This is a genomic window from Aeromonas sp. R6-1 (assembly GCF_040908165.1).
GTDB classification, from domain to species: domain Bacteria; phylum Pseudomonadota; class Gammaproteobacteria; order Enterobacterales; family Aeromonadaceae; genus Aeromonas; species Aeromonas caviae.
On the sequence record NZ_JBFODF010000015.1, the window covers coordinates 25,505 to 48,764 of the forward strand.

At 64.0% G+C, this 23,260-nt stretch carries 22 protein-coding genes; 14 read left to right on the plus strand and 8 right to left on the minus strand.

Annotated features, from left to right (window positions below):
* The gene (gene purF, locus AB5Y68_RS02650; protein WP_039039010.1) at nucleotides 1-1,521 is read left to right on the plus strand and encodes an amidophosphoribosyltransferase; all 1,521 of its coding nucleotides are present in this window, start codon (nucleotides 1-3) and stop codon (nucleotides 1,519-1,521) included.
* A 102-nt stretch (nucleotides 1,522-1,623) separates the two neighbouring features.
* Here purF and AB5Y68_RS02655 read toward each other — a convergent pair whose 3' ends face one another.
* Nucleotides 1,624-3,054, minus strand: coding sequence for a 6-phospho-beta-glucosidase (locus tag AB5Y68_RS02655; protein WP_039039011.1), 1,431 nt, complete (start codon nucleotides 3,052-3,054; stop codon nucleotides 1,624-1,626).
* A 31-nt stretch (nucleotides 3,055-3,085) separates the two neighbouring features.
* Nucleotides 3,086-4,540 (minus strand): PTS cellobiose/arbutin/salicin transporter subunit IIBC, encoded by a 1,455-nt coding sequence (gene ascF / locus AB5Y68_RS02660; RefSeq protein WP_039039012.1) that lies wholly within the window; start codon nucleotides 4,538-4,540, stop codon nucleotides 3,086-3,088.
* A gap of 253 nt (nucleotides 4,541-4,793) precedes the next feature.
* Here ascF and AB5Y68_RS02665 point away from each other — a divergent pair, with 253 nt between their 5' ends.
* Complete coding sequence (locus AB5Y68_RS02665; RefSeq protein ID WP_039039013.1) at nucleotides 4,794-5,804, plus strand: LacI family DNA-binding transcriptional regulator; 1,011 nt, start codon at nucleotides 4,794-4,796, stop codon at nucleotides 5,802-5,804.
* A 93-nt stretch (nucleotides 5,805-5,897) separates the two neighbouring features.
* A complete protein-coding gene (locus AB5Y68_RS02670) occupies nucleotides 5,898-6,656 on the plus strand; it encodes a tRNA-(ms[2]io[6]A)-hydroxylase (RefSeq protein ID WP_368206909.1) in 759 nt (252 codons plus the stop codon).
* A 139-nt stretch (nucleotides 6,657-6,795) separates the two neighbouring features.
* On the opposite strand, the gene AB5Y68_RS02675 is transcribed toward AB5Y68_RS02670, so the two are convergent.
* The 6 genes from AB5Y68_RS02675 to pspF all read right to left on the minus strand — a co-directional run bounded on the left by AB5Y68_RS02675 (nucleotide 6,796) and on the right by pspF (nucleotide 13,524).
* On the minus strand, nucleotides 6,796-7,581 hold the full coding sequence (locus AB5Y68_RS02675; RefSeq protein WP_039039015.1) for an ABC transporter ATP-binding protein: 786 nt from the start codon (nucleotides 7,579-7,581) through the stop codon (nucleotides 6,796-6,798).
* A gap of 82 nt (nucleotides 7,582-7,663) precedes the next feature.
* Complete coding sequence (locus AB5Y68_RS02680) at nucleotides 7,664-8,662, minus strand: oligopeptide/dipeptide ABC transporter ATP-binding protein (RefSeq protein ID WP_010674529.1); 999 nt, start codon at nucleotides 8,660-8,662, stop codon at nucleotides 7,664-7,666.
* A 79-nt stretch (nucleotides 8,663-8,741) separates the two neighbouring features.
* A complete protein-coding gene (locus AB5Y68_RS02685) occupies nucleotides 8,742-9,635 on the minus strand; it encodes an ABC transporter permease subunit (RefSeq protein ID WP_010674530.1) in 894 nt (297 codons plus the stop codon).
* 89 nt (nucleotides 9,636-9,724) lie between these two features.
* Nucleotides 9,725-10,684 (minus strand): ABC transporter permease subunit, encoded by a 960-nt coding sequence (locus tag AB5Y68_RS02690; RefSeq protein ID WP_010674531.1) that lies wholly within the window; start codon nucleotides 10,682-10,684, stop codon nucleotides 9,725-9,727.
* 61 nt (nucleotides 10,685-10,745) lie between these two features.
* Nucleotides 10,746-12,341 carry an ABC transporter substrate-binding protein SapA gene (sapA, locus tag AB5Y68_RS02695; protein ID WP_039039016.1) on the minus strand — a complete coding sequence of 532 codons (1,596 nt, stop codon included), beginning with the start codon at nucleotides 12,339-12,341 and terminating at the stop codon, nucleotides 10,746-10,748.
* 136 nt (nucleotides 12,342-12,477) lie between these two features.
* Nucleotides 12,478-13,524 carry a phage shock protein operon transcriptional activator gene (gene pspF / locus AB5Y68_RS02700; RefSeq protein ID WP_039039017.1) on the minus strand — a complete coding sequence of 349 codons (1,047 nt, stop codon included), beginning with the start codon at nucleotides 13,522-13,524 and terminating at the stop codon, nucleotides 12,478-12,480.
* Between the two features lie 196 nt (nucleotides 13,525-13,720).
* Between pspF and pspA the strand changes: the two genes are divergently transcribed.
* From pspA to AB5Y68_RS02755, 11 genes are all read left to right on the plus strand, one after another.
* A complete protein-coding gene (pspA, locus tag AB5Y68_RS02705; protein ID WP_010674534.1) occupies nucleotides 13,721-14,401 on the plus strand; it encodes a phage shock protein PspA in 681 nt (226 codons plus the stop codon).
* Between the two features lie 3 nt (nucleotides 14,402-14,404).
* Nucleotides 14,405-14,641, plus strand: coding sequence for an envelope stress response membrane protein PspB (gene pspB / locus AB5Y68_RS02710; protein ID WP_005300084.1), 237 nt, complete (start codon nucleotides 14,405-14,407; stop codon nucleotides 14,639-14,641).
* Nucleotides 14,638-15,042, plus strand: coding sequence for an envelope stress response membrane protein PspC (pspC, locus tag AB5Y68_RS02715; protein ID WP_039039018.1), 405 nt, complete (start codon nucleotides 14,638-14,640; stop codon nucleotides 15,040-15,042). The genes pspB and pspC overlap by 4 nt, the downstream gene beginning before the upstream one ends.
* A 72-nt stretch (nucleotides 15,043-15,114) precedes the next feature.
* Nucleotides 15,115-16,521 carry a YcjX family protein gene (locus AB5Y68_RS02720; RefSeq protein WP_039039019.1) on the plus strand — a complete coding sequence of 469 codons (1,407 nt, stop codon included), beginning with the start codon at nucleotides 15,115-15,117 and terminating at the stop codon, nucleotides 16,519-16,521.
* 49 nt (nucleotides 16,522-16,570) lie between these two features.
* The gene (locus tag AB5Y68_RS02725; RefSeq protein WP_039039020.1) at nucleotides 16,571-17,614 is read left to right on the plus strand and encodes a YcjF family protein; all 1,044 of its coding nucleotides are present in this window, start codon (nucleotides 16,571-16,573) and stop codon (nucleotides 17,612-17,614) included.
* Between the two features lie 166 nt (nucleotides 17,615-17,780).
* Nucleotides 17,781-18,575, plus strand: coding sequence for a phenylalanine 4-monooxygenase (gene phhA / locus AB5Y68_RS02730; RefSeq protein ID WP_039039021.1), 795 nt, complete (start codon nucleotides 17,781-17,783; stop codon nucleotides 18,573-18,575).
* 41 nt (nucleotides 18,576-18,616) lie between these two features.
* Nucleotides 18,617-18,955 carry a 4a-hydroxytetrahydrobiopterin dehydratase gene (locus tag AB5Y68_RS02735; RefSeq protein ID WP_010674539.1) on the plus strand — a complete coding sequence of 113 codons (339 nt, stop codon included), beginning with the start codon at nucleotides 18,617-18,619 and terminating at the stop codon, nucleotides 18,953-18,955.
* A gap of 142 nt (nucleotides 18,956-19,097) precedes the next feature.
* On the plus strand, nucleotides 19,098-20,645 hold the full coding sequence (gene tyrR / locus AB5Y68_RS02740) for a transcriptional regulator TyrR (RefSeq protein WP_010674540.1): 1,548 nt from the start codon (nucleotides 19,098-19,100) through the stop codon (nucleotides 20,643-20,645).
* Nucleotides 20,646-20,843: 198 nt separating this feature from the next.
* Nucleotides 20,844-21,386 (plus strand): YfiR family protein, encoded by a 543-nt coding sequence (locus AB5Y68_RS02745; RefSeq protein ID WP_323949795.1) that lies wholly within the window; start codon nucleotides 20,844-20,846, stop codon nucleotides 21,384-21,386.
* Entirely contained in the window at nucleotides 21,383-22,624 is a 1,242-nt protein-coding gene (locus tag AB5Y68_RS02750) for a diguanylate cyclase (RefSeq protein ID WP_039039023.1), read from the plus strand. The genes AB5Y68_RS02745 and AB5Y68_RS02750 overlap by 4 nt, the downstream gene beginning before the upstream one ends.
* Nucleotides 22,625-22,657: 33 nt before the next feature.
* Nucleotides 22,658-23,146: an OmpA family protein gene (locus AB5Y68_RS02755; protein ID WP_010674543.1), complete on the plus strand. Its 489-nt coding sequence runs from the start codon at nucleotides 22,658-22,660 to the stop codon at nucleotides 23,144-23,146.
* Nucleotides 23,147-23,260: the final 114 nt, after the last annotated feature.

A 23,260-nucleotide genomic window follows, 5' to 3' on the forward strand; every position in this document is an offset into this window, starting at 1 on the left:
ATGTGCGGTATTGTCGGTATAGTTGGCACCACCCCCGTCAATCAGGCCCTCTACGACGCCTTGACGGTGTTGCAGCACAGGGGACAGGATGCCGCCGGGATCGTGACCATTGACAGTGGAAACTTCCGGCAACGCAAGGCCAACGGTCTGGTGAAGGATGTGTTTGAAGTGCGCCACATGCAGCGCCTGAAAGGGAATATCGGCATCGGACACGTCCGTTATCCCACCGCAGGCAGCTCCAGTGCGGCAGAGGCGCAGCCGTTTTACGTGAACTCCCCCTACGGCATGGTGCTGGCCCACAACGGCAACCTCACCAACGCCAAGGAGCTCAAGGAGCAGCAGTTCAAGGTGGCCCGCCGCCACATCAACACCACCTCGGACTCCGAAGTGCTGTTGAACGTGCTGGCCCACGAGCTGGACTTGTGCGACAAGATGGCGCTGCGCCCGGAAGATATCTTCTCGGCGGTGCGCAAGGTGCACCAGCAGATCCGCGGCGCCTATGCCGTGGTCTCTCTGGTGATCGGCCACGGTCTCATCGGTTTTCGCGACCCGAACGGCATTCGCCCGCTGATCCTGGGTCGCCGGGTCGACGAGCAGGGGCAGGTGGAGTACATGCTCGCCTCCGAGAGCGTGGCCCTCGACGCCATCGGCTTCGAGACGGTGCGTGACGTCGCCCCGGGCGAGGCCATCTACATCACCGAGCAGGGCCAGCTCTTCTCCGAGCAGTGTGCGGAGAGCCCGCAGATGAACCCCTGCATCTTCGAATACGTCTACTTCGCCCGTCCCGACTCCTTCATCGACAAGGTCTCCGTCTATGCCGCCCGCCTCAACATGGGTCGCAAGCTGGGCCAGAAGATCGCACGGGAGTGGGACGATCTCGACGTGGACGTGGTCATCCCCATCCCCGAGACTTCCTGCGACGTGGCGCTGGAAATCGCCCACACCCTGAATCTGCCGTACCGTCAGGGCTTCGTGAAGAACCGCTACATCGGCCGTACCTTCATCATGCCGGGCCAGACCCAGCGCAAGAAGTCGGTGCGCCGCAAGCTCAACGCCATCAGCTCCGAATTCAAGGGCAAGAAGGTATTGCTGGTGGACGACTCCATCGTGCGGGGCACCACCTCCGAGCAGATCATCCAGATGGCCCGTGAAGCGGGGGCCGCCAAGGTCTACTTCGCCTCGGCCGCGCCGGAAATTCGCTTCCCCAACGTCTACGGCATCGACATGCCCACCGCCAACGAGCTCATTGCCCATGGTCGTGAAGTGGAAGAGGTGTGCAAGCTTATCGGTGCCGACGGCCTCATCTTCCAGGATCTGGAAGATCTGGAAGAGGCGGTGCGGGAGATCAACCCCGAGCTGCGCCACTTCGAGACCTCGGTCTTCAACGGTCACTATGTGACCTCCGACGTGGATCAGGGTTATCTGGACCACCTCAATGCCCTGCGCAGCGACGACAACAAGGCGGTGCGCGAGTGGCAGGAAGGGACCAGCAACCTCGAGATCTTCAACGAAGGCAGTTAAACGTTTTCAGATTGCCAGCGCGATGAAAAAAGATGGGGGTCTAGGCCCCCATCTTGTATTCGTGCACTCGGCGCAGCGCCTGGACAACCCACACAAGGGTCCTCAGGCCAGATCCTCCCCGTTGCTCGCGATCACCTTCTTGTACCACCAGAACGACTTCTTGCGCCGGCGGGCCAGGGTGCCATGGCCGGCGTCGTCCCTGTCCACATGGACGAAGCCGTAGCGCTTGCTCATCTCGCCGGTGGAGGCGGAGACGAGATCGATGCAGCCCCAGCTGGTGTACCCCATCAGGGGCACGCCGTCCTCGATGGCGTCCCCCATGGCCTCGATGTGGGCGCGCAGGTAGTCGATGCGGTAGTCGTCCTCTATCTCCCCTTGCTCGTTCACTTCGTCCACCGCTCCCAGGCCGTTTTCCACCAGGAAGAGGGGCTTCTGGTAGCGATCGTGCAAGGTGTTGAGGGTGATGCGAAGGCCCAGGGGATCGATGCCCCAGCCCCACTCGCTCACCTCGATGTGGGGATTGCGCAGGGACTTGACCACGTTGGCCTCGCTGGTGTTGCCCGCATTCATGTCGGCGGCGGCGCAGCGGGAGGCGTAGTAGCTGAAGGAGACGAAATCCACGGTGTGCCTGAGGATCTCGTCATCTTCCGGCCCCTTCACCAGGGTGACCCCCTTGTCACGAAACACCCTCTGCGCATAGGCCGGATAGGCGCCCCTGGCCTGCACGTCGATGAAGAGGAGGTTCTCCCGATCTTTCTGGAGGGCGGTCCAGACGTCGGCGGGCTTGCAGGAGTAGGGGTAGAAGTTGCCCCCCGCCAGCATGCAGCCCACCTGGTTGGCCGGGTTCACCTCGTGGGCGATCCGGGTCGCCAGGGCGCTGGCCACCAGCTCGTGGTGGGCGGCCTGATACTTCACCTGATCCTGGTGCTCCCCTTGCTCGAACACCAGCCCCGCCCCGGAGAAGGGGCTGTGCAGCAGGATGTTGATCTCGTTGAAGGTGAGCCAGTACTTCACCAGGCCGTCGAACTGCTCGAAGCAGGTGCGGGCGTAGCGGGTGAAAAACTCCACCATCTGGCGGTTGCGCCAGGAGCCGTACTCGGTCACCAGGTGCATGGGCACATCGAAGTGGCACAGGGTCACCAGGGGCTCGATGTTGTACTTTCTGCACTCCTCGAACACCGCCCGGTAGAAGGCGATGCCCTCGGCATTGGGCTCGCGCTCGTCCCCCCTGGGGTAGAGACGGGCCCAGGCGATGGAGGTGCGAAACACGGTGAAGCCCATCTCGGCCATCAGGGCGATGTCCTCCCGATAGCGGTGATAGAAATCGATGGCTCCGTGGCTTGGGTAGAACTCGTCATCTTGCAGGGTGATGCGCTTCTCCTGGCCGAGTTTGACCGCCATGCGGCGCGGGCCATGGGGGATCATGTCCACCGTGGTCAGCCCCTTGCCCCCCTCGAGATAGCCGCCCTCCGCCTGATTGGCGGCCAGGGCACCGCCCCAGAGAAAGCCCTCGGGAAATCTTGTTAACGACATTGGTTACCTCTTGTCATGTCTGAATGGGGTGTCACAGCCCGGCCTGCGCCTGGCTGGTGGCGACGGGTTGCACGGGCTCGGCGCGGGAGGCCGGGCTCTCGACCGGGATGTCCTCGAACCCCATCACCAGGGTCAGCACGAAGGAGAGCACCACCGAGAGGGCCATCACGCCGAACACCCAGGCGATGGTCATGGGGTTGGCCGGATCGAAGAACTGCACGCTGGTAAAGAGCCCGGGGGCGGCCATGGAGTGGCTGGCGAGCCCCGCCATGCCGGCGACGGCACCGCAGACAAAGCCGCTGATGAGGCTCGCGATGAGCGGACGCTTGAGGCGCAGGGCCACACCGTAGAGCGCGGGTTCGGAGATCCCCGCCATGATGGCGGAGGCAGCCGCCGCGAGCGCCGTCTGGTGCAGTTCCGGGTTACGGGTGCGCCAGGCCACCGCCAGGGACGAGCCGCCAAGAGAGAGATTGGCGCCGATTTCGGAGGGCATGACCATGCCTTCCTTGCCGGTCTCGGCGATGGTCTGGATGATGGTCGGGGTGAAGACGCGGTGCATGCCGGTCATCACCAGCAGGGGCCAGAGCGCCCCCATGATGGCCACCGACAGCCAGCCCAGGTAGTCGTGGACCGTGTAGACCAGGCCGGAGATGGCGGTGCCAATCCAGATGCCGACGGGGCCGATGAAGAGGATGGCCAGCGGCGCCGCGATCAGCACGATCAGCATGGGTTTGAGGAAGTTCTTGGTGACCGCCGGGGTGATGCGGTCGACCCAGCCCTCGATGTAGGAGAGGCACCAGGTCATCACCAGGGCCGGAATGACGGTGTAGGTGTATTTGACCGCGGTCACCGGGACCAGGGCGAAGGTCACCTGCTCCCCTTCGGCGGCTCTGGCCATCAGCTCGATGAAGCTGGGGTGCACCAGCACGCCTGCGATGGCGATGGCCAGAGACATGTTGGTCTTGAACTTGACGGCGGCGGAGGCGGCCACCATCAGGGGCAGGAAGAAGAAGGCCCCATCCCCGGCCACCGTGAGGATGGTGAGGGTCGAGGAGCCTTTCTCCAGCACGCCGGTCATCTCCAGCACCATGGCCAGCAGCTTGAGCATGGAGCCGCCGATGATGGCCGGGATGAGGGGGGACATGGTGCCGATCAGGGCGTCGAGGATGACGGCGCCCATGCGGCGCAGGCTCCAGCCAGCGGAAGCCTCCGCAAGCGGAGTCTGTCCGCCGCCCTGGGGCAGCAGGGCCAGCACTTCGCGATAGGCGTGGGAGACGGTGTTGCCGATGATCACCTGACACTGGTTGTCCGCCTGCACCACCCCGAGCACGCCCGTGATCGCCTTGAGGGCAGGGCCATTGACCCGGGCGGGATCGCCCAGCACAAAGCGCAGCCGCGTCATGCAGTGGGTCACGGCGACGACGTTGTCGGCGCCGCCGAGTGCGGTGATGACGGTACCGGCCAGAGCCGCATAGTTTTTTGACATCGAGGTAGATCCTTTTAACCAAGTGGGCCTGCTCGCCCCCGCCGCCGCGAAGGGCGGGAACGCGCATGAAACTGAATGTGGAACCGGTTCCACATAGAGTGCGCGGCCTGAGCGCGGGAGACAAGCACCTTGTGCAGCGAGCGTCCGGATCCGTGAATGGGATCACTGAACTCGGGCCTGCACGCCATTCGTGCGACGACAAGCCGGGGGCGGTGCAGTACACTGCGCCCCGTTACGAGCAAGGGAGAACACAATGACGACGATGCTGGAGGTGGCAAGGCGGGCAGGGGTGTCGAAGGCGACGGTCTCCCGGGTGTTGTCGGGCAATGGTTACACCAGCCAGGAGACCCGGGACCGGGTGCAGCAGGCCATCGAGGAGTGCGGCTATCGCCCCAACCTGGTGGCGAGGCAGCTGGCGACCAGGCACACCCGGACCCTGGGACTGGTGGTCACCAACACCCTCTACCACGGTGTCTACTTCGGCGAGCTGCTCTCCCAGGTGGCGCGGATGACCGAGGATCGCGGGCGCCAGCTCATACTGGCGGACGGCAAGCACAGCGCCGACGAGGAGCGCCAGGCCATCCAGTATCTGCTCGATTCCCGTTGCGATGGCGTCATCATCTATCCGCGCTTTCTTGGGGTGGAGGAGATGGACGAGATCATCGAGCAGCATGAGCAGCCCATCATGGTGCTCAACCGGCGTCTGAGCCGCCATCCGGCCCACTGCGTCTATGTGGATCAGCAGGCGGCGGCGGAGGCGGTGGTGGACAAGCTGGTGGCCATGGGGCACAGGGAGATCGCCTTCATCGCAGGCTCTGCGGATTCCCCCACCGGCGCCGAGCGCCTGGCTGGCTACCGGCAGGCGCTGATCCGGCACGGCATCCCTGTGCTGGAGACCTTGATCGCCCCCGGCAAATGGACACCCGCCTGTGGCGCGGCCGCCGTCTCGACCTTGCTGGCGCGAGGCGCTCGCTTCACTGCCCTGGTGGCCAGCAACGATGACATGGCGATCGGGGCCATCAAACGGCTGCACGAAGCCGGTGTGATGGTGCCTGACGAGGTTTCGGTGGTGGGGTTTGACGACATCCCCCTGGCCCCTTACGTCATTCCCGCGCTGTCGAGCGTCAAGATGCCGGTGAACGGGATGATCCAGGAGACCATCAACCGCCTGATCACCATGGTGGAGGAGGGGAGCCGGGACGCACTGCCCGCCTTCAGCGGCACCCTGATCCGCCGTGACTCCCTCAGGCGTCTGACGGGCTGAGCCATGATGGCGGTGGGCAGGCCGGGCGGGATCCGTTAGCATAGGCCCCCCGGCGCCAGGCGCCGCGTGTCGTATCAACAGATGAGAGTTCAGATGGATGACCTGTTAGCCCCCGTTCGCCAGTTCCTGCATTGCGAGACCCCGGATGAGTGGGTGGAAATGGCGCGGGATCCCGCCCAGTTGCCGACCCTGCTTATCGATCACGCCAACTGCGAGAACAAGGCGGCACTCACCGCCCACAGCCTGGTGCGCCGCTACTGCCTGCCCAAGGAGAAGCGTCACCTGCTGCCCAAGCTGACCTTCTACCGGGAGCTCGATGCCTTGCCGGAGAAGGCGGAGATCCTCGGCAAGCGCACCATGGGCGAATCAGACAGGAGCGTGTTTGCCGAGCTGGAGCGCAATCCCCTGCTGTTCCCCATGGTGCGCCTCATCCAGGAGGAGCTGCACCACTTCGAGCAGGTGCTGGAGATCATGGCCGCACGGGGCATCCCCTATGGTCCCGTCACCGCCTCCCGCTATGCCCGCAGCCTGCTGACCCATGTGCGCACCTACGAGCCGGCGGCCGTGGTGGACAAGATGATCATCGGTGCCTATATCGAAGCGCGATCCTGCGAGCGTTTTGCCAGGCTGGCCCCTCATCTGGACGAGGAGCTTGGCCGCTTCTATGTCTCCCTGCTGCGCTCGGAGGCGCGTCACTATCAGGACTACCTGGCCCTGGCACAGACGTTCGCAGACGAAGACATCAGCGAGCGGGTGGCCTTCTTCGGTCGCCTGGAGGCCGAGCTCATCTGTTCGCCGGATCCGCAATTCCGGTTCCATAGGGGACTGCCTGTCAGATCTGACAGTTGTTGAGGTGACGGGGGCTGCCTACCATTCCCCTGTTCCTACTACGAGCGACGCAATCACTTTTTTGAGCGCAATCCCCCGGCGACTGATGAGACATCAGGCCGGGTTTTTTTATGTCTGGCGCAAGGGGAAACGCGCCGCGGGATCAGCGGCGGTATTCGTTGTTGTAGTTCTGAATGAGGCGGCGGGTGACGTCGTGCTGGGGATCGGCGAAGACCCGCAAGGTCTTGCCGCGCTCCACCACACGCCCTTCGTGCATCACCAGCACCTCGTCGCTGATGTGGCTGACGATCCCCAGATCGTTGGCCACCAGCACATAGCTCAGCCCCATGGTCTCCTGCATCTCCAGCAGCAGGTTGATGATCTGGGAGCGTACCGAAATATCCAGGGTCGAGAGCGCCTCGTCCGCCACCACTATCTTGGGATTGAGGATGAGCGCCCGCGCCAGCCCCACCCGCTGCTGCTGGCCGGCGGAGAGCATCTGGGGATAGAAGAGGGCGTGGTCGGGCAGCATGCCCACCATGCGCAGGGTCTGGATCACCTTCTCCCGGCGCTCCTCCTCGCTCAGGGCCGTGTTGAGGCGAAGGGGGGTCTCCAGGATCTGGCCGACCCGGATTTTCCGGTTAAGGGAGGTGTTGGGATCCTGGAAGATCATCCGCAGCAGCTTGCAGCGGGTCTGGTAATCGCCGTGGACCATGGGTTGCCCCTCGATGGCGATCTCCCCGCCGCTCGGTTCAATCATGCCCGCCAGAATGCGGGCAAGGGTGCTCTTGCCCGAGCCCGCCTCCCCGACGATGGCCAGGGTCTGGCCCACCTCGAGATCGAACGAGAGAGGCTTTATCGCCTCCACCGCGCGGCGCCTGAACAGGCCGGTGCGGTTCTGGTAGGTCTTGCACAGGCCCCTGACCTGCAACAGGGAAGGTTCGGTCACGACGTGGTCTCCTTGGGTGCGCTCGCCGGATAGAGGGGCTGACGGGGCGGGCAGGTGCCCCGGATCAGGGTCTGGTGCCGGTTCATTTCTTCGGTTCTTCCATGTTGAGGGGGAAGTGGCAACTGAACTGATGCCCCTTGACCTTGCTCATCAGCGGTGTCTGCACGCACTGCTTCTGGGCGTAGGGGCAGCGTGGGCCGAGGCGGCAGCCGATGGGCAGATGCTGCAGCGGCGGTATCACCCCGGGCAGGGTCTCGAGCCGGGACTTGTGGCGCACCAGTTTGTCAAAGTCCGGGATGGACTTGAGCAGGGCATCCGTATAGGGGTGGTGAGGGGATTCCAGGATCTGGTCCCGGGTCCCCACTTCCACCATCTGGCCGCAATACATGATGTTGAGGGTGTCGGTCAGGTTCGCGATGGCGGCGATGTCGTTGCTGATGATGAGGATGGTGGTATTGCCCAGCTTGTTCATCTTGTCCAGCAACCGCAGGATCTGGGAGTGGGTGGTGGACTCCATGGCGCTGGTGGGCTCGTCCGCCACCAGCAGGCGCGGCTGGTTGGCGATGGCCATGGCGATCATCACCTTCTGGCACATGCCGTCTGACAGCTCGTGGGGATAGGCCCGCATCACCTTGCGGTGATCCTTGACCCCAACCCGGTGCAGCAGGGCGATGGCCCGCTTCTTGCGCCACTGGAAACGCTGCCAGAACTTGCCGGTGAAGGCGCTGGTGGGGATGGCCTCTTCGAGCTGGGTGCCTATCTCCTCGGAGGGGTCGAGGCAGCTGATAGGGTCCTGGAAGATCATCGCTATCTCCCGCCCCATGATGCGGCGCCGCTCCTTGGGCGCCATGGTCAGCAGATCCATGTCGTTGAAGCGCATCCGGTCGGCGCGCACCGTCCAGTTGTCCTTCTGGATGCCAACGATCACCTTGGCCACCAGGCTCTTGCCCGAGCCGGATTCCCCCACCAGCCCGCGGATCTCCCCCTCGTTCAGGGTCAGGCTGACTCTGTCCACCGCCTTGACCTTGCCCTGGGGGGTGTCGATTTCGATGGTGAGGTTGCGTATGTCGAGCAGGGGCATCAGCAATGTCTCCCGTTCAGGGCGCAGCCGGGTCGCTCAGGGCGTCCGGGGGCGGGGATAGATAACAAGGCTGGCAACATCAGTCGTTCCCCTCTTTGAGTGCTTCGCGAATGCCTTCGCCCACCAGGTTGGTCACCAGCACGCTGAACAGGATGGCCATCCCGGGCAGGGTCACCGTCCAGGGGGCCAGATAGATAAGATCGCTCGAGTCGGCCAGCATGGCACCCCACTCCGGCTGGGGAGACTGGGCCCCGAGACCGAGGAAGCCCACCGCCGAGATGTCCAGGATGGCGGCGGAGAGGGTGCGGGTGGTCTGGGTCACCAGGGTCTCGACGATGTTCGGCAAGATGGCCAGACGCATGATCCGCTGGGGCGGAGAGCCGTCGAGGCGGCTGGCGATGATGTACTCCTTCTGCATCTCGGCGTGGACCGCGTTGTAGGTCGCCCGGATGAAGGGCGGTATCAACGCGAGCGTGATGGCGATCAGGGTGTTGAACAGACCCGGCCCCAGGATGGCCACGACGATGATGGCCAGCAGCAGGGACGGGATGGAGAGCAGGGTATCGAGCAGGTGATGGAGCACGCTCGACTTCACCCCCTTGCTCATGCCGCCGAGGATGCCGATGGCAGAGCCGATGACCAGCGCGATGAGCACCACCAGCAGGGCGTTGCCGAAGGTGAGTCTGGCCCCGGCCACCAGACGGGAGAGGATGTCGCGCCCCAGATCGTCGGTCCCCAGAAAGTAATCGATGTTGCCGCTGTTGGCCCAGGAGGGGGCGAGCAGCAGGTGGTTGCTGTGCTGATCGTCGATGCCGTAGGGGATCACCAGGGGACCGATGAGGGTCACCAGCAGCAGCAGCCCGAAGCACCAGAGCCCCGCCATGGCCAGCGGGTTGCGCCGGTAGGAGGCCCAGGTCTGCTCCAGGGGGGAGAGGATCTTGAGCTCCGGATAGATGTTCGATTTATCGTGCATGATGCAGGCTCCCGTGCTGGTCGCAAGGGGATGGGCACGCCTGTGCGCCGGTGGCCCATGGGCCGCCGTGGTTCATCCACAGACCGCAATCAATCTTGTCTTGCATAGAGTTCTTTACGCCGTGCCGGATACATGATGGTGGTCAGCAGATCGGTGCTGACGCTGATGAAGATGACGAAGCTCGCCACCACCAGGAAGGCGCCGCGGATGGCGGCATAGTCCTGCAGCGCGATGCTGCTCACCAGCCAGCGGCCGATGCCGGGCCAGTCGAACACCACCTCGGTGATCATGGCGGAGGTGAGCACGCTGCCAAGTTGCAGCCCCAGCAGCGGCAACACGGGGGGCAGGGCGTTCTTGAGCCCGTGACGCCAGACGATCTGGCGGCGGGAGAGCCCGCGGCTGGCGGCGGCCTTGATGTAGTTCTGCTTCATCACATCGATGAGGGAGCTGCGCACGTGGCGGATCACCTCGGTGGTGGGCACCACGGCCAGCACCAGGGAAGGCAGTACCAGATGGCGCAGGGCGTCGTGCAGGGCCGCCTCCCGCCAGGGCTCCTGGCTCATCAACACATCGACGATGGCGATCCCGGTGATGGAGGGCACGTCGTAGAGCAGGCTGATCTGGCCAGAGGAGGGGAGCCAGCCAAGATCCAGGGAGAAGAACATCACCATCAGCAGCCCCAGCCAGAAGACCGGGATGGCATAGCCGACGAGGCCGGCGGCCATGATGGAGAGATCCGGGCTGCGCCCCTGATAGAGGGCCGCGAGGGTGCCCAGGGGGATGCCCACCAGCAGCGAGATGGCGAAGGCGGCGAGGCAGAGGGTCAGGGTCGCCGGGAAGTAGTGACGGATCTCGTCGAGGACCGGCTGGCCGGAGACGCTGGAGAGCCCGAAATCCCCGGCGGCGATGCGCTGGAGGAAGTCAGGATAGCCGTGCCAGAAATCCAGCACCTGGGTGATGAGGCGAAACTCCAGGAGGTAGGCCCCCAGAGTCAGCACCAGGAGGGTGATCACCAGCAGGGTGATGCGGCGCAGGATATAGAAAAACATGCTTATGCCTCCTGGGGACGGTGCGCCGATGGCCCGACGATGGAGTGGTTATCTGTCATGGTCACTCCCGATGGGCCTGGTTGAAGGTGGTGCCGCCAAAGGGCATCAGGGTCAGCCCCTGAATGTCGCTGCGATTCACCTGGGTTCTCAGGGCATGGGCCAGGGGAATGAGCGGCAACTGCTCGTTGAGCAAGGACTGGGCATAGTAATAGTTGCGCAGGCGGAAGGCGAGCTGCGGGGTGGTCACCGCATCGTCCAGCAGCTGATCAAACGCCGGGCTGCACCAGCGGCTGTAGTTGTTGCCCCGCTCGACGGCGGCGCAGCTCAGCAACTGGCGGAAGAAGTTGTCCGGATCCGCGTTGTCGGCGATCCAGCCCGAAAGCAGGCTGTCATATTGTCCATGGGCGAGCCGGGTCTCGATGACCGGCCAGGCCTGCTGCACTATCTTGAGGCTCACCCCAATCTTGGCGAAATCGCTGCGCATCAGTTGCGCCGTCTTGAGGCCGTCCGGGTTGTAGGGACGGGCGCCGGGTTGCACCAGCACCTGCATCTCGAAGCCGTGGGGGTAGCCCGCGTCCTTGAGCAACTGGCGAGCGAGCTTGAGATCCGGCGTGCGCTGGGGCAGGGAGGGATTGTAGCCCCAGGAGAGGGGCGGCAGCAGGCTGGCGGCGCTCTGGCCGGTCTCGAAATAGACAGCCTGCAGCAGATTCTGCACATTGATGGCGCTGGCGAGGGCCTGGCGCACCTGCACCTTGTTGAACGGGGCCTTGCGGGTATTGAGGGCGAGGAAGGCGACGTTCATCCCCGACTGCACCGACAGATCCAGGTGGGAGTCCTTGTCTATCACCGACAGCTGGCTGGCAGAGGGGGTGCTCATCACGTCGCACTCGCCGGTCAACAGCTTGGCAAGGCGTTTGGAGGACTTGGGGGTGATGTCGTAGATGAGCTGCTCCATTCTGGCCTCGCCGCCCCAGTAGCCGGGGTGGCGCAGGTAGCGCACGAACTCGTTGTGGCGATACTCCTTGAAGCTGAAGGGGCCGGTGCCGATGGGGCGGCTGTCCAGCAGCGCCGGGGTGCCGGCCTTTAGCATCTGCTCCCCGTACTCGGCGGAGAGCACGATGGCGTAGTCGCTGGCCAGGGTGGCGAGGAAGGAGGCATCGGGGCGGTTCAGCTCGAACACCACCTCATAGGGCCCCTTCTTGTAGACCCGCTTGATGAGGTTGCCGAGCCCCAGGCTGTAAAAATAGGGGTACTCGCCGCCGGAGACGGCGTGGAAGGGGTGGTGTTCGTCCAGCAGGCGCTGCCAGGTGAACAGGACGTCGTCGGCATTGAAGTGACGGGTCGGGCTGAACCAGGGGGTACGGTGGAAGGTCACTCCCTTGCGCAGGGTCAGGGTATAGGAGAGACCGTCCTCGCTGCTTTGCCAGCGGGTGGCGAGCCCCCCTTCGATGCCGAGGGTGTTGGCATTGACCTCGAGCAGGCGATCGTAGATGGGACGGGCACTGGCATCCAGGGTCGCATCCGAATTGGCAAGCTGCGGGTTGAAGGTTCGGGGTGCCCCTTCGGCACAATAGATGAGCCCGGTTTTGGAGGCTTCATCGCGTTTCTGACAGCCGCTGACCAGGACCAGGAGACCAAGCAGCAGGGGGGTGAGCATTCTCATGTTGGAACCATGTTTTCAGACAAAGTTGCCCGCCAGGGGGCGGGCGCGTTGCGGGGGGCGGCCGGGCAGGCGCTCCCGTCAGGGGTGACGTGCGCCGCGTTATCCGCGCGCACAGACCCGGTGCCAGGCATCAGCCCGCCTCCTGGTTGCCACTGTTGTCATCCCCGTCCAGCAATTGATATTTGCGCAGCATCCCCCGGAACTGGTGATAGCTCAGGGCCAGCAACTGGGCTGCTTTGCGCTGATTATACTGGGATTGCTGCATCGCTTGCTTGAGTAAATTAATCTCGTACTCCGCCACCGCCCCTTTGAGATCCAGCGGCAGGGTCAGGGTAGGGGTTGTCTCTGCCGAGGTCGGCGCGTCCGTGGAAGGGGCGGCGTCACCTCGGGCACGGGGGCGCCAGGGGGAGTCAAAGGGATTGAGTACCAGCTCCGCCAGCGGCAGCTGGGGGTTGCCCTGGCGATAGAGACTGCGCTCCACCACGTTCTTGAGCTCCCGCACGTTGCCCGGCCAAGGATAATCTTGCAGCAACTGGGTCGCCTTGCGCGAGAAGCCGGCAAAGAGCGGATACCCCAGCTCCCGGGTCATGCCGTGGGCGAAGTGCTCCGCCAGCATCAGGATGTCCTCGCGCCGCTCCCGCAGGGGGGGCAGGGTGATGACGTCAAAGGCTAGCCGGTCCAGCAGGTCGTGACGAAACTGTCCTTTCTGTGCCAGTGCAGGCAGATCCTCGTTGGTGGCGCACACCAGCCGCACATCCACCTTGAGGGGCTTGGCACCGCCCACCCGTTCGAACTCCCCGTACTCGATGACCCGCAGCAGTTTTTCCTGCACCCGGGCGCTGGTGGTGGCCAGCTCGTCGAGGAAGAGGGTGCCGCCGTCGGCCCGCTCGAAGCGCCCCTGATGACGCTTGGCGGCGCCAGTGAAGGAGCCCGCCTCGTGGCCAAACAGCTCGGTCTCCAGCAGGCTCTCGCTCAAGGTGGCGCAGTTGATGGTGACAAAGCTTTGATCCCAGCGATCCGAGAGATAATGTAGGCGGTGGGCGATGAGCTCCTTGCCGGTCCCCCGCTCGCCGATGATGAGTACGGGCTTGCGCAGCGGCGCGAGGCGCGATGCCTGCTCGATGATTTCTAGAAATGCGTTGGATTCACCCAACAGACTTTCCGTGGCCGTGGTCATCCCTGCCCCTGTGAGTTGAAAAATCTGGTTAATCTTACCAAAAGTTGGTTATTTTAATCATCACTTGTTTCCCCGGGACTTGAACTGCATTCTGAGTGCCCATATAAATCAACAAGTTAAATATTGTTCCAGATTGGCACACAAGTTGCCATTGTCAATGGAGACACAACCCGATGCCTATCACAGGAGTACAATCATGAGCATTTTTTCTCGCCTGGCCGACATCATCAATTCCAATCTGACGGCCCTGCTCGACAAGGCGGAAGATCCCCAGAAGATGGTGCGTCTGATCATCCAGGAGATGGAAGATGAACTGGTGAAGGAGCGCTCCAACCTGGCCCGCTTCCTCGCGAATCAAAAAGAGATCGGCCGTCAGGTGAGCCGCCATCAGGAGCGGGTCGCCGAGTGGCAGGGCAAGGCCGAGCTGGCCCTGACCAAGGGGCGCGAAGATCTGGCCCGGGCCGCCCTCATCGAGAAGAGCAAGCAGGCGGAGCTTGCCGACGCCCTGTCTCGGGAACAGCAGGCGGTGGACAGCGGCATCGAGAAGCTGGGGGAGGAGATCCGCCAGTTGGAAGCCAAGCTGGAAGACGCCCGTGCCCGCCAGAAGGCGATGGCCATTCGCAGCGAAGCCGCCAGCAGCCGTCTCAATGTGCAAAGCCAGGTGGCCCGTGGCGACAGTCAGGCCGTGGTGAGCAAGTTCGAGCGCATGGAGCGCCGCATCGACGAGATGGAAGCCCGCGCCGATCTGGGGCAGTCCGACAAGGCGCTCGCCCAGCAGTTTGCCGAGCTGGAAGCGGACGACCAGATCAGCCGCGAGCTGGAAGCCATGCGCCAGAAGCTGGGCCAGCACAATCCGGCACCGAAACAGGGAGAGTAACAGATGGAAGATCTGCTGGGTGTATTGATGGTTCCCATGGTGGTCTTCATGGTGGTGGTGGCCCCCATCTGGCTGGTGCTGCACTACCGCGCCAAGGGACGCATTGGCGCCGGTCTTGCCGATGGTGAGCGTGAACAGCTGCAGGGCTTGCTGGTGCGTGCCGAGAAGATGCAGGAACGGGTCGGCGCCCTGGAGTCGATTCTGGATGCGGAAGTCCCCGGTTGGAGGAACAAGGTATGAACAGTGTCAGTCGTGAAGGGCGCAACCTGTACCGGGATCCCCAGCGAGGCAAGATTGCCGGGGTCTGTGCCGGTCTGGCAGAGTACTTCGGGGTGGAGACCTGGATCGTGCGGCTGCTGGCCATCAGTGGTCTCATCTTCGCCGGTTTCATCACCTTCACCGCCTATATTGCCGCTTGGTTCTTGCTCGACAAGAAGCCGGTCACCCTCTACTCCCAGGAAGATGTCGAGTTCGCCGAGGTGCGGATGAAGGCGCGCAGCTGGCAGGCAGGCGTCACACCTCATCAGGCCCTTGCCCGCATCGGCCAGGAGCTGGATGCACTGGAGCCCAGGGTGCAGCGCATCGAGAAGCTGGTGACCTCCAAGGAGTTCACCCTGCAACGGGAGTTCAGCAAGCTCTAATCGTGCCGGGCCGCGAGGATACTGCCTCGCGGCCGTCTCTCTGATGTGATCACAAGGAGAAGAAGACCCGCCTTGATACGCAACAAACTCGAACACTCCTGGTCGGTGCTCCAGCACAAGGCCGTTGACGCGGTGAACCGGGCCCGGGATCGCCACATCCGGCTGGCGGTCACCGGCCTCTCTCGCAGTGGCAAGACCGCGTTTATCACGGCGCTGGTCAATCAACTGGAGCACGCGGCCATCGATGGCCGTCTGCCACTCTGGGACGCCCAGCGCCAGGGACGCATCCTCGGTGCTCGTCGGGTGCCCCAGCAAAACGCCCACATTCCCACCTTTCCCTACGAACGGGGCCTCGATGCCCTGTTTGGCGATCCGCCCGCCTGGCCCGCGCCGACCCGGGGGGTGGCCGAGGTACGCCTCGAGATCCGCTATCGCACCCGCCATCCGCTGCGTCGGCACTTGGGGGAGATCTCCACCCTCTATGTGGATCTGGTGGATTATCCCGGGGAGTGGCTGCTGGATTTGCCGCTGCTGGATCTGAACTACGAGCAGTGGAGCGAGCAGGTGCGGGAGCAACTGCGTCGTCCCGAGCTGCAAGCCCTGGCGGCAGGCTGGTTGACGCCGCTCTGGCAGGCGGATCAAGCCTTCGAGGAGCGGGCCGCCAGCGAACTGGCCGCCCGCTATACCGATTATCTGCACGCCTGCAAGCAGGCGCTCGGGCTTCACCTCATCCAGCCCGGGCGTTTCGTGTTGCCCGGCGAGTATGCCGGTGCGCCGCTGCTGCAATTCGTGCCCTGGGTATGGGAGATGCCCACGCACTCCCCCGAAGACGGCACCCTCTACGCCACCTTCAAGCAGCGCTTCGAGCAGTACAAGCAGCATCTGGTACAGGGCTTCTATGAGCAGCACTTTGCAGGCTTTGATCGCCAGATCGTGCTGGTGGACTGCCTGGCGCCCCTCAATGCCGGTGCCGCGAGCTTTGGTGACATGCAGCAGGCCATCGCCCGCATCATGGAGAGCTTCGCCTACGGCAAGAGCAACTGGTGGCGCCGCCTGTTCGCCCCGCGCATCGACAAGCTGCTGTTTGTGGCGAGCAAGGCCGATCACGTCACGCCGGAGCAGCACGGACCTCTGGTGTCGCTCCTGCAGCACCTGGTGAGCCGTGGCCGGGGTCAGGCCCGCTTCGAGGGGATAGAGACCGAATGCCTGGCGCTCGCCGCCATCAAGGCCACCGAGGTGGGCAAGGGGGTGGCAGACGGACGGGAATTTCCCGCCATTCGTGGCACTACCCTCTCGGGCGAGCCCTTGCTGCTCTTCCCGGGGGAGGTGCCTGCCCAGATCCCGCCTGCGCAGTGGTGGAAAACTCAAGGGTTTGATTTTCAGGCCTTTCGCCCGTTGCCCATGAGCGCCCATCAGGCGCTCCCCCATATCCGGCTTGATGCGGCGCTGGAATTCCTGCTCGGGGATCACCTCGAATAACGGGTGGGTGGCCCGCTGTGCTCGAGGGGCGCCCACAGGAGAGAATGCGATGAACGATCAGACAAGATGGCGCACCGATGACGCCGCTCCCCTGCAAGGCAAGGTGACGCTGGAGCCCGCGCCCTCGATGGCAAGCGAAGCGCAGCCACCGGCCCCGGCCCGGCGGCTGGAAGAGGAGAGCTTCGAGCCTCTGGACGCGCTGGACGAGCTCACCGAGGTGGAGCCCGCGCTTAACGTCAGGCCTCGGCGCCGTCATCGTCTGCTGGCCTGGGGGCTGGGCGGGGTGGGGCTGCTGTCGCTTGGCCAGTTTGGCGCTTTTCTGGTGGATCAGTTTGCCGCCTCCCCCTTCTGGGGTGGGGCCTGGCTGCTCGCCTCCGGCCTGGTGGCGGTGGGCACCGCCGGGGTGGCGGGGCGCGAATGGCTGCGGCTGCGCACTTTGAAGCGGCGCCAGGATGTGCGCTCAAGAGCCGAGGATCTGCTGGCCCATCAGGGGGTCGGTCAGGGGCAGGCCTTCTGCGAGGCCCTGGCCGAGAAGAGCGGTGACAAGGGGCGTGAAGGGTATCGCACCTGGTTATCCCAGCTTGACGAGAGCCACAGCGATCGGGAAGTGCTGACCCTCTACAGCCAGCTGGTGCTCACCGAGCGGGACAAGCTGGCCCAGGCCCGCGTCGCCAAATGGTCGGGGGAGGCCGCCGTGCTGGTGGCCCTGAGCCCGCTCGCCACCGTCGACATGATGCTGATGCTCTGGCGCAACCTGCGGATGATCGAGGACATCGCCGATGTCTATGCCATCGAGCTCGGCTACTGGAGCCGCATCCGCCTCATTCGCCAGGTGTTTCGCAACATGCTCTATGCGGGGGCCACCGAGCTGGTGACCGAGGTAGGGATGGATCTGCTGGGGGCCGAGCTGACCGCCAAGCTCTCCGCCCGCGCTGCCCAAGGGGTCGGGGCCGGGTTGCTCACCGCGCGCCTCGGGATGCGTACCATGGAAGCCTGTCGTCCGCTCCCCTGGTGTGCCGACGAGAAGCCGAAACTGGGCGAGTTGCGCAAGCGGCTGATCGGCCAGTTGGCGGGTTATCTCAACAAGTCGTGAGGTGGCTGGGATTCGATAGGGATGTCACAAATAATTTACAATTGTCAAAAGCAGCCGACCCCGGGGTCGGCTGCTTTTTTGAGGGGCAAACCGTTACAGTGATCCCATGACTCAACGACCAGTGACCGCCCGGATGGCGGCTGGCACCCGAAGGATGGGATCACTCATGGCAAGTCTCTACACGGCCCGCCAACCGGATGGGCAGGGCAGGATCCACTACACGGACGAGGAGCACGGCACCTGGCGGATCCTGATTGCACGCCAGCTTGCGGCGCTCGATGGCAAGGCCTGCGACGAATACCAGGCCGGACTGGCACGCCTCGACCTGCCTCTGGACCGCATCCCCCAGCTAGGCGAGATCAACGCTGCCCTGATGCCCGCCACCGGCTGGTCGGTGGCGGCGGTGCCGGCCCTCATCTCCTTTGATCACTTCTTCGCGCTGCTCGCTGATCGCCGTTTTCCCGTCGCCACCTTCATTCGCCGCCGGGACGAGCTCGACTACCTGCAAGAGCCCGACATCTTCCACGAGATCTTCGGCCACTGCGCCATGCTGACCAACCCGGCCTTTGCCCACTTCACTCACCTGTATGGTCGGCTCGGACGCCATGCGAGCAAGGAGGAGCGGGTCTATCTGGCGCGGCTCTACTGGTTCACGGTGGAGTTCGGTCTCCTGCAGGGGGAGGAGGGGCTGCGCATCTACGGCGGCGGCATTCTCTCCTCCATCGGCGAGACCGCCTATGCCCTCTCGGGCAAGCCCGAGCTGCAACCCTTCGATCTGCTGGAGATCCTGCGTACCCCCTATCGCATCGACATCATGCAGCCGACCTATTTCGTGCTGCCTCGTCTCGATACCCTCTATGGTCTGGAGGGGCCGGGGATCATGGCGGCCGTGGCCGAGGCCCGTTGTCTTGGCCTGCGTCCACCCCGCTTTGCCCCCGTTGCCGGCAAGCAGGCGAGCTGACCCGTATTCATTCCCACGATGTTTCATGAAAGGAGTCCCGAATGACTGAACTGGCGAGTCAACGATGCGAGGCGTGCCGCGCCGATGCCCCCAGGGTGAGCGATCAGGAGCTGGGGGAGCTGATGCACCTCATCCCCGACTGGCAGCCCCTGGTGGTCAACGGCGAGCTGCAACTGCGTCGTGAATTTGTGTTTCGCAACTTCAAGGAGGGGCTGGCGTTCACCAACCGCCTCGGAGAACTGGCGGAGGCGGAGTTCCATCATCCGGCGATCTTGCTCGAATGGGGCAAGGTGACCGTGAGCTGGTGGACCCACAAGATAGGCGGCTTGCATCGCAACGACTTCATCATGGCAGCCCGCACCGACGGTCTGATGAAGTAACCGCCGTCTGGCGCCAACGCAGACAGGGCCTGCCCGGTGAAAGCGGGGCAGGCCCGCATTTTTGTGGGGGAGCGCTCGCACTGGCGGGATCGAGTCTGTATTATCCCGTTATTCAGAATGTTAGCTAGGAAGTGTGTGCCGAATGCGTCTTGAAGTCAGCTGTGAAGACCGTCTGGGCCTGACCCGGGAATTGCTCGACCGACTGGTGGAGCACAACATCGATCTGCGCGGCATCGAAATCGATACCTCAGGCATCATCTATCTCAATTTCCCCGAGCTGGAGTTCCGTGACTTTCAGCATCTGATGCCGGAAATTCGCCGCATTCCCGGCGTCTATGACGTCAAGACCATCCCCTACATGCCCTCCGAGCGGGAACACCACGAGATAGAGGCCCTGCTCAAGGCACTGCCGGACCTGGTCTTCTCCCTCGACAGCAAGGGGCGGGTGACCCAGGCCAACCAGGCTGCCCTCACCACCCTGGCGTTGCCACCGGACGAGGTGCGCGGCGTGGCGATCGCCTCCCTGGTCAAGGGCTTCTCGTTTGGCCGCTGGCTGGAGTCGGGGGAGATCAAGCCCCAGACCTGCAAGCTGAGCCTCGGTGGCGAAGAGTACCTGGGCGATCTGATGCCGCTGTTCGTGGCCGAAGAGAAGGGCAAGCAGGCTCTGGCCGGCGCCGTGGTGGTGCTCAAATCCGCCCGCCGGGTCGGCATGCACTTCAGTGCCCTGCACGCGGTGGAAGTGGGGGGCTTTGAGCACCTCCAGGCCGAGAGCCAGAAGATGAAAGAGGTGCTGGCCCAGGCTGCCAAGCTCGCGATGCAGGACGCCCCCTTGCTCATCGTGGGGGAGACCGGCACCGGCAAGGAGTTGCTGGCCCGGGCCTGCCACGGCGCCAGCCTGCGCTCCAGCCACCCCTTCATGGCGCTCAACTGTGCGGCCATGCCGGACAACGTGGCCGAGAGCGAGCTGTTCGGCTATGCCCCCGGCGCCTTTGGCAACAACACCGAGGGCAAGCGCGGGGTGCTGGAGCTGGCCAGCGGCGGCACCCTGATGCTGGACGAGATCGGCGACATGTCCCCCCATCTGCAGACCAAGTTCCTGCGGGTGCTGCAAGATGGCGTGTTTCGCCGGGTCGGTGACGAGCAGGAGGTGAGGGTCAACGTGCGCTTCATCTGTACCACCCAGAAGCAGTTGCTGGATCTGGTCCATGAAGGGAAGTTTCGCGAAGATCTCTACTACCGCCTCAATGTGCTTAGCCTCAATCTGCCGCCGCTGCGCGAGCGCAAGGCGGACATCATGGCCCTGGCCCAGCAGTTCGTGTCGCGCTTTGCCAGCGAACTGCAGCGCCCGCGTCCGCGCTTTACCCGCAACATGGCCGAGTACCTCACCGCCTACCGCTGGCCCGGCAACGTACGCCAGCTGCGAAACTGCCTCTATCGGGCCATGACCCTGCTGGAAGGGGACGAGATTGGACCCGAGCACGTGGACTTGCCGGTGGCGGCCGATGCCATGCCGCTCATCGACGAGTGGTTCGAGGGGGGGCTCGACGAGGCGGTGAAGCGTTTCGAGAGCCGCCTGCTGGAGCGGCTCTACCCGGCGTTCCCCTCCACCCGCCAACTGGCCAAGCGGCTCGGTGTCTCCCATACCGCCATCGCCAACAAGCTGCGCGAATATGGGATTGGCAAGAAGTAGTGTCGATGGACGGTGTCTGCCAGGGGCATTGAGCGCCTTGCAGGCACGGCTGCGACACCCGGTGACGCAACCGTGCCACTTGCCTCTGGGGGCTGGCCACCCGGCTGGTAAGCTCGGTGCGGTGCCATGCAGGCACTCTCATCATGGGCGTCGGGTTACCCCGGCGCCGACCTGGACACTCTCTCGGGCACCATGCAGATGTTTTGTTACCTCCGGTTACTGATGTGGCTGGCGCCACTGTGCTGCATGCTGATGCTGGCAAACCAGGCCATGGCGGCAACCTCCGCCGAGGCGCGCAGCGACATGGTGCGCCAGACCGTGCTCGATATCCTCAGTTACACCCGCTGGCCCAGCGAGCCCGCCAGACTTCGGCTCTGCATCACGGCGCCGACGGAATATGCGTCATCCCTTCTGACCATCGAACGGCAGGCCAATGGCCGACCGGTGGAGGTCCATCACTACGACATGGACGATGAGGCGCTGATCCAGCGCTGTGACGTCATCTATCTGGGGGTGCTGGCACCGGCGCAGCGCCTCTCCCTGTTCGAGCGCCTGCGCGGTCACGCCATCCTCAGCATCAGCGAGCAGAGCCGCGAGTGCATCGCCGATGCGGTCTTCTGTCTGCAGGCCGGGGAGGAGAGGGTGCGTTTTCGGGTCAATCTGGATGCGCTGGCCCGCAGCGGCGTGCGAGTACACCCGGCCGTGCTCAAGCTGGCGCGAGCCGATGAGGAGGTGCGATGACGGTCCATCACGCCACTCCCCGGCTTACCCTGCGACAGAGTCTGGGGCGCACCCACATGATGATCTCCCTGACTGCCGTCTGCATGGCCGGGCTGTTTCTGACCGTCACGGCGCTGCTGGCGCTGCGCCTTTATGCGGATCACAACCTCAAGCTGGTGGCGCGGGCCATCAGCTACACCACTGAGGCGGCCGTGGTCTTCCATGACAAGGAGGCGACACTGGATGCCCTGGAGACCATCACCTCCCGGGAAGACATAGCCAGCGCCAGCATAGTGCTGCCGGACGGCCAGGTGCTGGCGAGCTGGCGCCGGGACATCACTACCCCCTGGACCACCCTGGAGCAGCACCTGGCCCGCCTGATCCTGCCGGGACCGGTGGCGCTACCTATGGTGCGGGAGAATCAGGAGATAGCCCGGGTTCACCTGGTCGGTCACGGCCAGTACCTGCTGCGATTTCTGTTGCAGACCCTGCTGGCTACCCTGGTGTGCCTGCTCATCAGTATTCTCGGGGCACTCCATGTGGCGCGCCGGATGCAGCGCTCCATCACGGCACCCCTCAAGGCCCTGACCGAGGTGGCTTACAACGTCAGCCGCCAGCGGGCCCTCAAGGAGCGGGTGCCGGCGGCCAATATCGCCGAGCTGCACGAGCTGGGGGAGGATTTCAATTCGCTGCTCGACGAGCTGGAAGCCTGGCAGGCCCACCAGAAGCGGGAGAACGCCAGCCTGCTGCATCAGGCAACCCATGATCCCCTGACCGGTCTGCCCAACCGCGCTCTGTTCGAGGCTCGCATGGAGCAGGCCATCCTGGCAGGCAACAAGGGGCATGAAGGTTTTGCCCTGCTCTATCTGGATTGCGATCGTTTCAAGCAGATCAATGACAACCTGGGCCACGGCATCGGCGACGAAGTGCTGATCGCCGTGGCGCGGCGGGTGCAGCATCAGCTCAGGCCCCTGGATCTGGTCTGCCGTCTGGGGGGAGATGAGTTCGTCATCCTCCTGACCCCGATCCAGGGGGAGGACGAGGTGCGCGAGGTGATAGGGCGAGTGCAGCAGGCCATGAACACCCCCGTGGTATTGAGTGACGGTCGCCATCTCGGGGTGGGGATCAGCATCGGCTCTGCCCGCTATCCCGAGCAGGGGAAGACGGCGGATGCCCTGCTGCAATGGGCAGACGACGCCATGTATCAAGCCAAACGACAACGCAGGGAGGAGAGAGAAACACGAAAAACGAGCACGTGAAGTTGAACCGGAAATAGTGAAAGGATGATAAGAATGCGCATGTTGAACCCGATCAAAGCGGGCCTGGTGGCACTGTTGCTGAGTGTGCTGGCGGCGTGCCAGAGCCCTCCCCAGGGGCTCACGGCGGAGCAGATCGCCGCCTTGAAGGAGCAGGGCTTTCACCTGACCGACGAGGGATGGACCCTGGATATCTCCAACAAGGTGCTGTTCGCCAACAATGTGGGGGCCCTCAACCCCGAGACCCGCCAGGTGGTGGAGAAACTCGGCAAGGCCCTGATTGAGGTAGGACTGAACCGGGCACGGGTGGACGGTCATACCGACTCCAACGGTGATGAGGCCTACAACCAGCAACTCTCCCTCAAGCGGGCACGGTCGGTGGCCGATGTCCTGGTGTCGGTGGGTATGCCCCAGGGGAACCTGGATATCCGCGGCCGCGGAGAAGAGGCGCCCATCGCCGACAACGCGACCGCTGCCGGACGAGCGGAAAATCGCCGGGTTGCCATCATCATCGGCAATGGCTGACCCCCGTCAGCCGGTATCGGCGCGGCGCTCCCGTCGGGAGCCTTGAATCAACCGCCTGATCCTGTGTGTGCCACCACTCTCCAGTGGGAGAGTGGCTCTCTTCCCTTGTTGTTT

Coding starts and splice junctions, on each gene's coding strand:
- AB5Y68_RS02685 (WP_010674530.1), bottom strand. CDS start 9,635: ATGCACGATAAATCGAACATCTATCCGGAGCTCAAGATCCTCTCCCCC.
- pspB (WP_005300084.1), top strand. CDS start 14,405: ATGGAAGATCTGCTGGGTGTATTGATGGTTCCCATGGTGGTCTTCATG.
- AB5Y68_RS02680 (WP_010674529.1), bottom strand. CDS start 8,662: ATGCCCCTGCTCGACATACGCAACCTCACCATCGAAATCGACACCCCC.
- purF (WP_039039010.1), top strand. CDS start 1: ATGTGCGGTATTGTCGGTATAGTTGGCACCACCCCCGTCAATCAGGCC.
- pspA (WP_010674534.1), top strand. CDS start 13,721: ATGAGCATTTTTTCTCGCCTGGCCGACATCATCAATTCCAATCTGACG.
- tyrR (WP_010674540.1), top strand. CDS start 19,098: ATGCGTCTTGAAGTCAGCTGTGAAGACCGTCTGGGCCTGACCCGGGAA.
- AB5Y68_RS02665 (WP_039039013.1), top strand. CDS start 4,794: ATGACGACGATGCTGGAGGTGGCAAGGCGGGCAGGGGTGTCGAAGGCG.
- AB5Y68_RS02755 (WP_010674543.1), top strand. CDS start 22,658: ATGCGCATGTTGAACCCGATCAAAGCGGGCCTGGTGGCACTGTTGCTG.
- AB5Y68_RS02745 (WP_323949795.1), top strand. CDS start 20,844: ATGTTTTGTTACCTCCGGTTACTGATGTGGCTGGCGCCACTGTGCTGC.
- AB5Y68_RS02655 (WP_039039011.1), bottom strand. CDS start 3,054: ATGTCGTTAACAAGATTTCCCGAGGGCTTTCTCTGGGGCGGTGCCCTG.
- ascF (WP_039039012.1), bottom strand. CDS start 4,540: ATGTCAAAAAACTATGCGGCTCTGGCCGGTACCGTCATCACCGCACTC.
- sapA (WP_039039016.1), bottom strand. CDS start 12,341: ATGCTCACCCCCCTGCTGCTTGGTCTCCTGGTCCTGGTCAGCGGCTGT.
- phhA (WP_039039021.1), top strand. CDS start 17,781: ATGGCAAGTCTCTACACGGCCCGCCAACCGGATGGGCAGGGCAGGATC.
- AB5Y68_RS02750 (WP_039039023.1), top strand. CDS start 21,383: ATGACGGTCCATCACGCCACTCCCCGGCTTACCCTGCGACAGAGTCTG.
- AB5Y68_RS02735 (WP_010674539.1), top strand. CDS start 18,617: ATGACTGAACTGGCGAGTCAACGATGCGAGGCGTGCCGCGCCGATGCC.
- AB5Y68_RS02725 (WP_039039020.1), top strand. CDS start 16,571: ATGAACGATCAGACAAGATGGCGCACCGATGACGCCGCTCCCCTGCAA.
- AB5Y68_RS02690 (WP_010674531.1), bottom strand. CDS start 10,684: ATGTTTTTCTATATCCTGCGCCGCATCACCCTGCTGGTGATCACCCTC.
- AB5Y68_RS02670 (WP_368206909.1), top strand. CDS start 5,898: ATGGATGACCTGTTAGCCCCCGTTCGCCAGTTCCTGCATTGCGAGACC.
- pspC (WP_039039018.1), top strand. CDS start 14,638: ATGAACAGTGTCAGTCGTGAAGGGCGCAACCTGTACCGGGATCCCCAG.
- pspF (WP_039039017.1), bottom strand. CDS start 13,524: ATGACCACGGCCACGGAAAGTCTGTTGGGTGAATCCAACGCATTTCTA.